At 67.8% G+C, this 12,552-nt stretch carries 15 protein-coding genes and 1 riboswitch; of the genes, 3 read left to right on the top strand and 12 right to left on the bottom strand.

Translation table 11 applies throughout. The features are described from left to right. The 9 genes from ACFYO0_RS29170 to ACFYO0_RS29130 form a co-directional block, all read right to left on the bottom strand. Nucleotides 1-462, bottom strand: a complete 462-nt coding sequence (locus ACFYO0_RS29170; protein ID WP_388682265.1) for a pilus assembly protein TadG-related protein — start codon at nucleotides 460-462, stop codon at nucleotides 1-3. 2 nt (nucleotides 463-464) lie between these two features. After that, nucleotides 465-902: a TadE/TadG family type IV pilus assembly protein gene (locus tag ACFYO0_RS29165; protein WP_388682262.1), complete on the bottom strand. Its 438-nt coding sequence runs from the start codon at nucleotides 900-902 to the stop codon at nucleotides 465-467. A gap of 15 nt (nucleotides 903-917) precedes the next feature. Continuing rightward, nucleotides 918-1,364, bottom strand: coding sequence for a TadE family protein (locus ACFYO0_RS29160; protein WP_388681926.1), 447 nt, complete (start codon nucleotides 1,362-1,364; stop codon nucleotides 918-920). 22 nt (nucleotides 1,365-1,386) lie between these two features. Next, entirely contained in the window at nucleotides 1,387-1,638 is a 252-nt protein-coding gene (locus ACFYO0_RS29155; protein ID WP_388681924.1) for a hypothetical protein, read from the bottom strand. A 42-nt stretch (nucleotides 1,639-1,680) separates the two neighbouring features. Beyond that, nucleotides 1,681-2,601 (bottom strand): type II secretion system F family protein, encoded by a 921-nt coding sequence (locus ACFYO0_RS29150; RefSeq protein ID WP_388681921.1) that lies wholly within the window; start codon nucleotides 2,599-2,601, stop codon nucleotides 1,681-1,683. Then, nucleotides 2,601-3,572: a type II secretion system F family protein gene (locus tag ACFYO0_RS29145; protein ID WP_388682260.1), complete on the bottom strand. Its 972-nt coding sequence runs from the start codon at nucleotides 3,570-3,572 to the stop codon at nucleotides 2,601-2,603. Before ACFYO0_RS29145 ends, ACFYO0_RS29150 begins: the two co-directional genes overlap by 1 nt. 89 nt (nucleotides 3,573-3,661) lie before the next feature. Further along, on the bottom strand, nucleotides 3,662-4,972 hold the full coding sequence (locus ACFYO0_RS29140) for a CpaF family protein (protein WP_386340670.1): 1,311 nt from the start codon (nucleotides 4,970-4,972) through the stop codon (nucleotides 3,662-3,664). After that, nucleotides 4,969-5,796: a hypothetical protein gene (locus tag ACFYO0_RS29135; RefSeq protein WP_388681917.1), complete on the bottom strand. Its 828-nt coding sequence runs from the start codon at nucleotides 5,794-5,796 to the stop codon at nucleotides 4,969-4,971. Before ACFYO0_RS29135 ends, ACFYO0_RS29140 begins: the two co-directional genes overlap by 4 nt. 23 nt (nucleotides 5,797-5,819) lie before the next feature. Then, entirely contained in the window at nucleotides 5,820-6,554 is a 735-nt protein-coding gene (locus tag ACFYO0_RS29130) for a hypothetical protein (RefSeq protein WP_388681914.1), read from the bottom strand. A 722-nt stretch (nucleotides 6,555-7,276) separates the two neighbouring features. On the opposite strand from ACFYO0_RS29130, the gene ACFYO0_RS29125 reads away from it, so the two are divergent. From ACFYO0_RS29125 to ACFYO0_RS29115, 3 genes are all read left to right on the top strand, one after another. Then, nucleotides 7,277-7,885: a hypothetical protein gene (locus ACFYO0_RS29125; RefSeq protein WP_388681911.1), complete on the top strand. Its 609-nt coding sequence runs from the start codon at nucleotides 7,277-7,279 to the stop codon at nucleotides 7,883-7,885. Nucleotides 7,886-8,017: 132 nt separating this feature from the next. Beyond that, nucleotides 8,018-8,743, top strand: a complete 726-nt coding sequence (locus tag ACFYO0_RS29120; RefSeq protein WP_388681908.1) for a hypothetical protein — start codon at nucleotides 8,018-8,020, stop codon at nucleotides 8,741-8,743. A gap of 131 nt (nucleotides 8,744-8,874) precedes the next feature. Further along, nucleotides 8,875-9,765: a hypothetical protein gene (locus ACFYO0_RS29115; RefSeq protein ID WP_388681905.1), complete on the top strand. Its 891-nt coding sequence runs from the start codon at nucleotides 8,875-8,877 to the stop codon at nucleotides 9,763-9,765. A gap of 112 nt (nucleotides 9,766-9,877) precedes the next feature. Here ACFYO0_RS29115 and ACFYO0_RS29110 read toward each other — a convergent pair whose 3' ends face one another. The 3 genes from ACFYO0_RS29110 to ACFYO0_RS29100 all read right to left on the bottom strand — a co-directional run bounded on the left by ACFYO0_RS29110 (nucleotide 9,878) and on the right by ACFYO0_RS29100 (nucleotide 12,546). Beyond that, on the bottom strand, nucleotides 9,878-10,612 hold the full coding sequence (locus ACFYO0_RS29110; protein WP_388681902.1) for a transglycosylase SLT domain-containing protein: 735 nt from the start codon (nucleotides 10,610-10,612) through the stop codon (nucleotides 9,878-9,880). A 4-nt stretch (nucleotides 10,613-10,616) separates the two neighbouring features. Then, nucleotides 10,617-10,766: riboswitch (cyclic di-AMP (ydaO/yuaA leader) on the bottom strand. Nucleotides 10,767-11,429: 663 nt separating this feature from the next. After that, nucleotides 11,430-11,807, bottom strand: a complete 378-nt coding sequence (locus tag ACFYO0_RS29105) for a hypothetical protein (RefSeq protein ID WP_388681899.1) — start codon at nucleotides 11,805-11,807, stop codon at nucleotides 11,430-11,432. Beyond that, a complete protein-coding gene (locus tag ACFYO0_RS29100; protein ID WP_388681896.1) occupies nucleotides 11,800-12,546 on the bottom strand; it encodes a hypothetical protein in 747 nt (248 codons plus the stop codon). Before ACFYO0_RS29100 ends, ACFYO0_RS29105 begins: the two co-directional genes overlap by 8 nt. Nucleotides 12,547-12,552 lie beyond the last annotated feature (6 nt).

The raw sequence follows: 12,552 nt of genomic DNA, 5'->3' as shown, positions 1-12,552 counted from the left end.
TCAGCCGACCTCGTTCTCCGCCACCGCCCGGCCGTGGACGACCACGTCTCCCCCGAAGAACATGCCGGTGAAGACCGGGGAGTACGTGAGCTGGACCTCGACCTCCACCGCATCCGCGTTCGCGGCCACGCAGTGCGTGGCGCCGATGTCCGCGCCGGACATGTCCATCTCGTTGGCGAAAGCCTTCACGCGGGCGTTGCAGTTCTCGAAGAGGATGGGAGCGGGGCCGGCCTCGTTGTCGTAGAGGGCATCGAGGTCGATGTCCTGGGCGGCGTAGCGGGCGGCCTGTTCTGCGATGTCGGCGGCACGTTCCCGCTTGGAGATCGACAGACCGCCGTCAATGACGAAGGCCGACAGGGACAGGAAAACGAGCGCGAAGATGATGACCGCGCCCGCGCCCGAGCCCCGGTCGTCCACACGGGCCCGGCGAGCCGACACCCATCCGCGTACAGCAGAGCGCAGCGTCACGCCGTCCTCCGGAACGGGTCGAGAGGCGAGCTGAAGCTGGCCGTCAGCGTCGTGGGGATATCGAGGCCGATCATGTCGAGGCCGCGTACCTCACAGCTCACCTCGACCGTGAAGATCGTGTCGGGCTCGAAGCCCTGGCTGGTCTGGTTCACCGTCACCGGGCCCGAGCAGACGTCATCGAGATTCGCCTCCGCGGCCTTCTCTGCCTCCGCCATCGCCGTGGCGTGGTCCTTCTGGATCGAACCCGCTCGCGCCGCATCCCTCGCCGCCCCGTCCAAGGCGCCCCGCCCGTCCACCAGTTGCCCGAAAGCCACCAGGATGAGGATGAACAGGATCATCACGGGAGCGAGGATCACCACCTCGATCGTGGACAGCCCATGGTCCCGGTCCCGGGAAGCCAGGACCCGCACCCGAGCCCGTACAAAAGCGAGCATGCCGAAAGAGCGCACCTAGTCCACGTCCTCCACGAACCGCTCCACCGGCCCCGACGACTCCGCATGCACCGTCAGATCAAGCCCGGGAAAGACCGTCGGCACCCGGGCCGTGATCTCCACGCCCACCGTGTTCTCCTCCGGCTGGAGCATCGTCACGTCAGGGGCGAGGACCAACTGCGGCCCCAGCTGCGCGATATAGCTGTCGACCACGTCCTGCGCCTCGCCCCGCCAGGCGCCCGGCTGTTCGTCGGCCGTCGCACGCGCCTTCCGCGCGCCCGCCTGCGCCGCCGCCTGGGCCACATGATCGGCGAAGAAATACAGCGCGAACTGCACCGTCGCGAAGATCATGAAGAAGAGTACGGGCGTGAGCAGCACGAACTCGATCGCGGTCATGCCGGAGTCGCCGCGGGTGGAGGCGGCCTCCACCCGGCGGCGTACCCAGCGTCGTACGCTCACCAGCAACCCCGTATGAGAGAAGGAGAATTCAGCAGGTCTTGCCTGCGTCCGCGCCCTCGATGCAGTCGCTCACCTTGTCCGCGCCGCCCCTCAGCGCCTCGTTGATGATCGCCGCGACGACACCCACGATCGCCACAACCACCGCCGAAATAATGACCCACTCCACCGCGGAGGCACCCCGGTCGAGCTCCCCGGAGCGGGCGCGCTGCACCCGGCCCTGGAGGAAGGTGATCAGGAAGTCCACCCCCGGGATCCCGGTGCTGAAGTTCCGTCCGTTCATGGTGAGTTGTCCTCTCAGTGATCTCGAAAGTAGTAGTCGGCGTCAGACTTGGAACACACGCATCGCGGCGGGAAAGATCAGGAACACCAGGAACCCGGCGCACAGCAGCAACTGCGCCACAAGCATCGACTGCGACTTCTCCCCCGCACTGCCCTCGATATCGGCGAGTTCGCGGTGCCGCATCGTCTCGGCACGCGAGGCGAGCGACTCGCGGACCTTCGCGCCGTCGTCCGCGACGAGCGCCAACGACGCCGAGAGGTCCTTGAGTTCCTCGACGCCCAACTCCTCACCGAGCGAACCGAGCGCCTGCCACTGGCTGATGCCGGTGATCCGCGCGTCGGCCAGCGCGTTACGGATCCGCTGGGTCGCCCAGCCGTCGGAGATCTCGGCGGCTGCCATGAGGGCCTCCGGGAGACCACGGCCACCCGCCAGGCTCATCGACACCAGGTCCAGGTAAGCGCCGATCACGCGCCGCAGGTCACGCCGTTTGTCGGCGGCGTCCCGCCGCACTTCCAGATCCGGCAGGAAGAAGAAGAGAACCGCGAAGAGCAATGCCAGCCAGACCGGGATGATCGGGCTGCGGCCCACTCCCAACGTCCACACCACGGCGAACAGGAGCGGCCCGAAGAACAGCCCCGCGGCCCCCAGCAGGACCTTCGTGGCGAGGAACTTCTCCCAACTCCGGTCCAGGACCGCAAGATCCGCCCGAAGCGACCGCTGCTCCCAGCCCTGCTGCATATAGAACTCGGCGACGCGCTGGCCCACACCGGCCCGTAGGCTGCCCAGCCGCCCCGCGTCGGCGGTGCGGTGCGAGGACTCGTACGCCGCGCCCCGCGCCCGCATCGCGTCGATGCGCGCGACTTGGGAGACCGCGCTGCGCTTCGACGGCATGAGGGCCCGTACGAGGGCGTAGACGCCCAGGCCCAGAACGGCGCCGATCACGAGCGGCATGGTCAGGTCCATTAGCGGCGTACCCCCTCTTCGGACGGAGTCGACGCCTGGGCCGGCCCTGACGGCTGCGACTGCGACTGCGCCGGCATTCGGGGACGTACGAACTGGACCGCCGCCTCGTCCCGCACCAGGAACCGCTCCGGCGTCTCGATGGTCGACAGCTTGCGCAGCCACCAGAAGCCGAGCGCGAACAGGCCGCAGACGCAGGCGAGTACGAGCTGTCCGACCGCCGTGCCGTACGGCTCGACGAAGTCGCGGTTGAAGATGGACAGGCCGAGCACGAAGGAGATCGAGACGGCGACAACGATCTGTACTGACCGGCGAGTTGATGCCCGCTGCGCCATGACGCGCTGCCGCATGTCGACCTCCTCGCGCGCCGACTTGGCGAGCGCGCCGAGGACTTGGCGCAGTCCCGGGCCGCGCAGCCGCGCGTTGAGGATGAGCGCGGCGACGATGATGTCGGCGGAGGCGTCGTTGATCTCGTCGGCAAGGTGCTGCAGGGCCTCGGGCAGCGGCGTACGGGAGCGGAGCCGGTCGACGAGGGCGTCGAGGTGCGGGCGCAGTACGGGGGCGGACGCTCGCGCGGACGCCGGGATGGCCTGCTCCAGGCCGACCGCGCCCGCGATCGTGTCACGCAGCGACTCGGTCCAGGACGCGAGCGCTTCTACGCGGCGCATGGCGGCCTTCTCCTCGGAGGCGCCGCCGAAGAGCTTGTCCCAGAAGAAGACGAGTACGGCGGCGGCGATACCGGCCACCGCCCAGCGGGTGAGCAGCAGGACGACGATTCCGGCGCCGGCCGCGATCGAACCGCGCTGCCCGGCGAACCGGATGAGCTCCCCGGCCCGTTCGCCGGACTTCTGCTTCTCGTGTTCGGGCTTGGCGGGCAGTCCCCGGACCGCGACGGCGAACAGCGCGAGTCCGCCGCCGACGGCGACGCCGCACGCCAGCGCGTACAGCACCGTCGTGGAGAAGAGCCCGCCCATGGAGCCGAGCGAGCCGAGCGCGGCAAGCTGCACAGTCGCCCCCGTCATCTCCGTCATCTCCGCCGTCGCCGTCATCTCCGTCATCCCCATCAGCCCCAGTTCCCGGCGGGCCCGCGATAGCCGTACGCGACGAGGTCGTCGAGGCAGGACAGAGGCGCATGCGGTACGACCCTGCCGTCGGCCGTCTCGGCGAACACCTCGCTGGACAGGACGCGTCCGTCGACGCCGTTGACCTCACGGATCGAGGTGACCATGCGCTGAAGTCGGCCGCCCGTCTGGTAGTTGTTGCGCCGCTGGATGAACACGACGAAGTTCACGGCGCCCGCCACGAGCATCTGGCTGGCCTCGATGGGCAGCCGCTCGTTGGCCTGGAGCGCGTACGTCGAAATACGGTTGAAGACCTCGCTGGAGCTGTTCGCGTGGATCGTGGACAGCGAGCCGTCGTTGCCCTGCGACATCGCGTTCAGCATGGTGACGATCTCGTCGCCGAGGACCTCACCGACGATGACGCGGGAGGGGTTCATACGCAGCGACCGGCGCACCAGCTCGGCCATCGAAATCGCGCCCTGGCCCTCGGAGTTGGGCAGGCGCTCCTCGAACGCGACCACGTTCGGGTGCAGGTCGGGGAATTGGTCGAGGCCGAGCTCCAGGGCGCGCTCGACGGTGATGAGGCGCTCGTGCGGCGGGATTTCATTGGCGAGCGCGCGAAGCAGGGTCGTCTTACCGGCGTTGGTGGCGCCCGCGATCATGATGTTCTTGCGGGCCCGGACGGCGCAGGCGAGGAAGTGCCCGATCTCGGGCGTGAGCGTGCCGTTGCCGACGAGGTCCGACATGAAGACCTTGCCCATGCGGGCGCGACGGATGGACAGGGCCGGGCGCCGGGTGACGTCCATGACGGCGGACAGTCGCGAACCGTCCGGCAGCCGCAGGTCGAGCTGCGGGTTCGCGGAGTCGAAGGGCCGGGAGGAGAGTCCGGAGTACGCACCAAGGATCTGGATGAGTTCGATGAGCTCTTCGTCGTTCTCGGCGACGGGATCGCCCTTGACCTCCTCGCCGTTCGCGTATCCGACGAAGACCTGGTCGTACCCGTTGATGTCGATGTTCTCGACCTCGGGATTGTCGAGCAGGGGCTGGAGCCGGCCGACTCCGAAGAGAGCGGCGTGCACGGCGGCCGCGTACTGCTCCTCGGTCTCGGCATCCAGCGGTGTACGACCGGAGTTGATCTCCGTACGGGCGTACTCCTCGAGGATCTGGGCGATGACCGCGCGGGCGTACTGCCGCTCGTCCTCGCTGGACATCGGCGTGACGCCGGAGACCTGGTCCAGGCGGCGCTGCTCGGCGATGCGGTCGCCGGCCTCCTGCCGGAACCGCTTGACCAACTGGTGGTCGACAGCGGTCATCGGCCGGCCCCCGCCGTGGGCGTGGCCCAGGCCGCCCCGAACTGCTGGTAGAGGTCCGCGGTGACCTTGCGCGCCGAGCGGATGAGCAGCGACTTGTCGAGCCGGCCGCGCTTGCGTCCGGCCAACTGGTCTGCGCCGGACGGGTCGTCGGCGAGCGTGCCCACGACGCGGGCGCCCGTCTGCGCGGCCACCAGCATGTCGTTGACCTGGTGGACGAGCTTGGCGGAGTCGCCCGGGTCGGCGATGAGGATGACGCCGATGAGCGGGGTCGCAAGAGAGGCGGCGCCGCGGGAGCCGCCGTGCAGCTTGGCGGTGAGGGCGGCGGCCCGGTCGCGTACGCGCGCGATGGACTCCGGCTCCGTACGGGAGATGAGGAGGACGAGGGCCGCCTGCGAGAACATCTCGACGGCGGGCGTGTCCCCCGCGACCCGGCCGCAGTCGGCGACGACGTCGGCGGGCGCGTTCGGCGAGTCGGCGAGGTGGGCGAACGCCCGGCCGAGGGTCGGCCACAGTCCGGCGAGCCCGGCGGCCTGCTCGGCGTTCCCGAGCCCGACCAGCACCTCGAGTCCACCGCTCAACGGCTGTACGTGGTCCCACAGTTGATCCGGTACGAGTCCCCGGCGCGCGGTGGCGGCAATGGACAGCATGCCGGTGTTGGGGTTCAGGGGACCACCGTGCGCGGCGGCACTGCGGTACACGAGGTCACCGCCGGCCGGATCGGTCTCCGCCAGCAGAACCCGGCGGGGCCAGACCGCGGCGAGAGCGACGGCGGCCGTGGTGACGCCGGGTGACCCCTTGTCGGCGGCGAGAGCGATGAGCGCCATGTCTCTTCTTGTCTCTCTCGCCCTTAGTCGCCGGGTACGAGGGCGACGGCGACCTGGCCCGCGGCGGCGGCCTGGGTGAGGGCGGGCACGTCGTCCTGGTCGACGAGCACCGTGATGGCGAGGTTGCCGGTGCTGATGGTGGCGTCGTCGCCGCTGCTCCGGGTGTTCACGCGCGCGTTGTCGACGAGGAGGGTGTCGGTGCCCGTGGCGGTACCACCGGACGAGGAGTTGTCGCTGTCGGGGTTGGAGCCCGCGTTGGTGCCGCCCACGCGGTAGGCGGCGACGATGTCGCCGACCTTCACGTTGGCCGGGTACTGGCCCTCCTTGAGGGCGAGGCCCACGGAGGCCTTGCCGACGGGGAGGGAGGCCTTCTTCGCGAACATGTCGCCGATGACGACAGTGCCCCCATAGATGGTCGACTTGGCCTTGAGGCTCTTCAGGGCCTGGCGCTGCTCCCACCGTACGTAACGGATGCTGGAGTCTTCCGCGACCATTACGGAGGTGATGTTGCTGTCGTTGACGGACTCTCCGGCCTGGATGTCGGCGCCGTCCTTCACCTGCACGACCTCGACACGATCCCCGGCGCGCAGCACGAGCATGGTCGCTCCGAGCGCTCCGACCAGGATGAGCAGCACGGCGAGAGCGGCGAGTGCCGGTTTGCGCTCGCGAGGCGGCGCGGGAAGGCGCTCCCCCATCGTCGGCTGGGCCGGCGCCCCGGAACGGTTGTTACCCGCCCCCGTACGCTCTTGGATCTTCACGCAACCGCTCCCCGTACACCCAAGAAGGTATCTGTCATTTGGGACACTCCATTCCGCACCGGACGTACCGCCCGACCGCCCGACCTGGCCGAATAACCAGCGGCTGAAATGCTGGAATGAGTGTCAAGTCATCGCACCGTATCAGGGGCGCATAAGCCCCTCAAGGCGCGCCAACGATCGCGAACCTCACAGGACTCGACGTTATCCACGCGCAACGCGGGCCGGTTGGTTCCCCGTTGAGTACGGGCCTTCGCGAGCGGGTGTCGCTGTGCGAGCGCGAAGGGTGTGACGTCCGGCGGACATGTGATCGCCATGCGGAAGCCACCGTTCCTGCACGATTCACTCACGAGTCCGAAGGCGTGCGGGTGACCTTCCGGGTGGGAGGGTGCACCGTAACTGCGTTCTCCAGCCGTCTGTGACGGTGAGTGTTCACGTTTGTTGACAGCGTGAGGGGCGGTACCCCAGGATCTGGTGATCGCGTTTCCGCTTCGAGCGGATCCGCGCACGGGGAACGTCGTCTGCCCGACGAGCAGTTGGGCCTTTCCTGGTGCAACTCCGGTGGCCGACAGCCCCGTAGAGCACCGGCATCGGAATCGGCACCTCGACCGCGTAACGCTGTGTGGCTGTGCCGCTGTACCGCTTTGGTGCCGGGCCGCTGTGGCGCTCGCGCGGGTGGGCATCCCCACATCCCCCCCACTCGCAACACTCACAAGGAGTTTGTCTTGCTGCACCAGAAATCCGCCCTGCGCGTCGCCGCGCCCGTCGCCGTTCTCGCGCTCGCGCTGACCGCGTGCGGTGGCGGGGAGGACAAGGCCGACGCGAAGAAGCCCGCCGGCAAGGCCAAGGCCAAGGGGGCGGCAACTCCGGCCGAGGCGGCCTCCGGTGGCGAGATGGCCACGGGCAAGAGCGCCGAGGGCAAGGTCGAGGAAGAGGCCGGCAACGTCACCTACGACATCACCGCGCAGAAGGTCGACGTCGGCACCGAGGCCGAGGCCCAGGAGCTGGTGCAGGACAAGGCGGAGGCCAAGGGCCTGGTGCTCGCGGTCGCGCACGTGAAGTTCACGCACAAGGGGGGCCCGGCCCTGACGTCCGACTCCGACGCGGGCGAGGGCACCACCATCTGGGCGGACGGCAAGCGGGGCGCCCTGCTCATCGGCGCCTCCGACGACGCGCCGGGCTGCGAGGACCCGTACGACGTCGAGAGCTGGAAGACGGGCGAGAGCCACACGTTCTGCGAGTCGTACCTCATCCCGGCGAACGCGAAGGAGATGGAGGTCCACTGGTCGGAGGAGGACGGGGAGCCGTTCATCTGGAAGTTCCCTGGCCAGTAGGGCGGTTGGCGGCACGGCAGTCGATGACTTCGTGACAGCCACGGGACTTCACTGCCGTGCCGTGCTCTTCGCCATGCCGATCTCCCACCGACATCCATCGACTTTCATCGACTTCCATCGAAAGGACGACGTATGAAGAGATCCGCTGCCCCGGTCGCTTGTGCCCTCTCCGTCGCCGTACTCACCGGCCTGACCGCGTGCGGAGGCGGTGACGCGCAGACGGACGCGGCGGCCGACAAGCCCAAACCCGAAGCCACGGCTTCCCGGGCGAAGGAAGTGAGCCCGGCCGAGCGCCTGGCGAAGCTCGTGATCGTCCCGGCGGACGTCCGCGGCTACAAGGTCGAGAAGAGCGACGAGGAGTTCCTCTTCGCCAAGTCCCAGGACGAGGTCACCCTCGACAAGAAGGTATGCGCCCCACTGGCGTACGCGATGAACCAACTCCCCGTCGGAGAGCCGCAGGCCGACCTCAAGCGAGTGACTTCGAAGGACATCAACAGCCACACGTACGTCACGCTCAACGCCTATGAGGCCGGCAAGGCGGAGTCGACCATGGCCGGCCTCGCCGAGGCGGTGGACTCCTGCGGCACCGGCTTCACCGCCAAGGCGAACGGCAACACGAGCACGTACGACTCGGTCACCGCCGAGAAGGCGGACCCGGCTGGCGACGAGTCGCTGGCCTTCAAGTCCACGTTGGCGTTCAGGGGCGTCACCCACACGGTCCACTCTGCAGCCGTACGCCGCGACGACGTGATCGCCGTCTACTACGCGGTGAACGGCTGGGCCATCGCGGACTCCAGGCCCAGCGACACAAAGGTCTCCCCCGTCGTGGCCAAGGCGCAGAACGCGAAGCTTGGTTGATGGGTGCGTGCGGCACCGGCCTCGGGTAGCTGGCTAGCCGGGGCCGGACGGTGCCACTGATCATCCTTACGAGTGAGCCAGCGGCATATTCCATTCCGGCTTGACGTGCCGTCACTACCGTCCGCCGCCACATGGTCAGCTCATCCCACGAGGCGATGCACCGCCTCTTCCAGGAGGACCCCGGCGCCTTCGCGCGGACCTTCCGGACCCTGGATCTCCCGTTTCCGGACCCCGTAGCGGTGTCTCTCATGCCCACCGATCTCACGGAGATCAAGCCACTGGAACGGCGCGTGGACACGCTCCTCAGGCTCGACACCGCCTCCGGCGAGAGCCATCTGCTGGTCGTCGAAGCCCAGGGCAAGAAAGACCCGAAGAAGCACGCAAGCTGGGCTTACTACATCGCCCACCTCTATGCGAAGTACCGCATCCCGCCGGTCCTGCTCGTCACCTGCCAGGACAAGGCCACCGCCACCTGGGCCTCCGAACCCATCACGATCGGGCCCAGGCAGTGGCGCACTCTCACACTGCGTCCCCTCGTCCTGGGCCCGCACAACGTCCCCGCCATCACCGACCCGTCCACCGCGGCCCGCGACATTCCCCTGGCGACACTGTCTGCCATCACTCATGGCAAGGACGACAACGTCGCTGCCATACTGAAAGCCCTGGCCGCCGCGCTGAAGACCGTCGACGAAGAGACCGCGAGGATCTTCGCCGAATTCACCGAACTCGGCCTCGGGACCGCCCCGGCCGCAAAGATCTGGAGGCAATTGATGTCCGTCGACCTCTCCTTCTTCCGCTCGGAGACCTCCCAGCGCCTGCGCGCGGAAGGCCGCGTCGAAGGTCACGCCGAGGACATCCTGCTGGTCCTGGGCGAGCGTGGCGTCGAGGTTCCGGACGGCGTACGCGCGCGCATCATGGAATGCACCGACCTGGAGACCCTCCGAGCCTGGCTGAAGCGCTCCGTGACGGCCGCCAAGGTCGAAGATCTGTTCCGGGACGCGAAGGGCGACGAGCGACGGTGAATGTCCCGGCACCGTCAGAGGGCCGGGCTTCCCCCGGGCGCCGATCGGCCGACCCTTGGGGCGCGCTCAGCCGATCCGGTGACGAGGCCGCCCCGCAGGTCCAGACGCCCGATCAGTAAGGGCCGTTGACGTTGTCGATCGAGCCGTATCGGTCGGCGGCGTAGTTGCAGGCCGCCGCGATGTTCGCGACCGGGTCGAAGGGGTCCATCGACGTACCGGGCACGTGGTAGGCCCTGAAGGTCGGATCGATGGTCTGCAGGAGGCCCTTGGACGGGGTCCCGGCCGCGGCGTTGGAGTCCCAGTTGTTGATGGCCTGCGGATTCCCCGACGACTCACGCATGACGTTGCGGTGGATGCCGTCGTACGAGCCCGGAATCCCATGCTGGGCCATGACGTCCAGCGCCTCCTTGATCCAACCGTCCAGGTCGTTCGTGTACGTCTTCGCGGCGGCGGGGGTGGCAGCAGGCGCCGCGGACTTGGCTGCAGCCGGGGACGCGGTCGCCTTCTTCGTACCGACCGTCAGGGTGAGGCCCGGCCTGATCAGCGAGGGGTTGTCACCGATGACCGCACGGTTGGCCTTGTAGAGCTTCTGCCAACCGCCGCTCTTGGGGTGCTTCTTCGCGATCCTGATCAGGGTGTCGCCCTTGACCACCTTGTGCGTGACGAGCTCGACCTGCGGAACCGCGGCTTGCGCAACCTGTGCCACCTGCGCCGCCGGCTGGGCGGCGTGGGCGCCGGTCACCCCGACGAACGGGAGCGCGAGCGCGGCCCCGCCCGTTCCTACGGGGACGACGACGCGGGCGATGCGGCGGGCTTTCGGACGGCGGTGCTTACCTCGTGCGGGCATGGCGAATTCCTCTCCGGCGCCTGCGAGGTGAGCTGTCGGGTTCGGGCGGGAGATGCCCGGCCGCACGGTGAGTACGACTTCACCCCAAGCCGTTCCGGTGCCCGGATCGGCGACTTACCTGGGTCCCCCGCTCCTGCCGTAGCGCGTGGATGAATGGGGTTCCGGGGCGGCGGCAGGATTCGGCGTTCCGCCCGGATCGACGAGAACGTATGCGAGAGCACACACCCGAAACAAGCCCCGAAATCCCGGTGCGCCCCTTATGAACTAGCCAAAACGAGGGGGAAATCGCCCGATTACTCCGGAACGCAACCTTCAACTTACGTTCTGCAAAGCAGAAGTTGCCGAGACGGGACTTCAACACCCAATCCACCCGAACGTGACCCATTTCACGCGATCAAGCACCATCAAGCCTGAACAAAGCGGCAATGGAGGCAAGTCGGGCATTGCGCCCGTGGGGAACGGTCCGGCTTTGAGCTTGAAGGGGAGGCCGGAGCACCGGTGTTCGGGGGGCCGCTGAGGCGCGGGCCATGGAGCACAGCCTCGGCTACGTCGACGTGCTCGGCGGATGAGGTTGCGTACACGCACGTGGCGTACAGCGGCTGCCCTCAGGCAGGCAGATCTACAAACGTTACAGATCGCCCGTAATGTGTCACAACGGGGACATCGGCTCAGTCTCGCAACCGAGCCGACGCGAACTCGAATAGTTCGTCCAGCCCGATGGCGCGAATGCCCATGATTCCTCCACGATCAGCTGCACTTCGAGAGGGCAGGGGCGGACGCGCCCAGCCTGATGCGCGGGTGAGGAACAGACACGGTTTCAGCTTTCCCGGGGCCGCTCATTCTTCGGATCCCAGCGCACCCACGGCAGCTCGTGGCGCCAGCCCTCGCGTCGGGCAGCCCAGTCGAGCAGGACCGGGACCACGAGTTCCTCACCACCCCGGTCCGAGGGCAGCGACACCTCGGCACGGTAGTGCGTGTGAGAGCCACCTTCCCGGTACTCGACCACGACGGTGAGGTCGTCGTTGAGGGCGACCTGCAGGTAGTGCTGGCCGACCTCTGGTACGTCGAGTCGCTCCAAGACGAGGAACCGGCATCGCAGGTTGAGCGCAGCGTAGAGCCTCTGGATCTGCCGCTCGGAGGGGTCGTCCCAGGTCTCACCGGTCTCGTCGGTGACGCGTAGCCGCGCCTCAGCCACGGAGGCGCTTCTCTGCGAACACCAGCAGTTCCTCAAGCTCAACGCGGTGCGGTTCCGCCCTTTCGGGGTCTCCGGACAGAACCCAGGCACCGTCCCAGTCGACTCGAAACACCTGGCCCCGGAAATTCTCGAACTCGACGTAACTTCCCGGCGCACCGTCGAGTAGCTTGATTTCGCGGTACAGAGTCTCCGGCTTTGCCAGGACTCCGTCCGGGCCATCCGTTCCTCCCTTGGTCACGGTGTTGTCGTACCGCATCTTGAGGAAGGGCACGGGACCCCTGTCGAGGTTGGCCGGAGTGAGAACCCTGATGAAACTCTCGCGCGCGTCGTCGAGCGAGTACCGGTCCGGGGCGGCGAATTCACACGCGTACCCAGGAAATACCGCCCATGTAACCTGCTGGAGTTCTGGCAGCTGGACCTCGTGATAACGATGCACACCAGGCCGCGCGACTCCGACGACATCGAATTCACGCTCAGGAAACCTGAATCCAGTAATGGTGTTCAGCAAGACATTACCCGCGAGCGCACGAGAACCGTCCTCCCGCGCAGCCGCCAGGATGGCGCCAACCAGCGCTTCGTCGTACGAATCACGGGCGTTGACCTGGAAGAGGTACTGCCCGTCCGCACTGAGAGCCGCAGCGAAGTCCAGTCCGGGTGCGGGCGACCAACGCCAGCAATCCGGGATACCCGGAAACTCTTCGACTCCTGGAAAACCGGACACAACAGCGGCCGGATCCATATGAAC

It is taken from the genome of Streptomyces sp. NPDC006365, from assembly GCF_042870755.1.
Lineage (GTDB): Bacteria > Actinomycetota > Actinomycetes > Streptomycetales > Streptomycetaceae > Streptomyces > Streptomyces xiangluensis.
The sequence above is the reverse complement of the archived record's forward strand: the minus strand, read 5'-3'. Positions and strand labels throughout refer to the sequence as shown.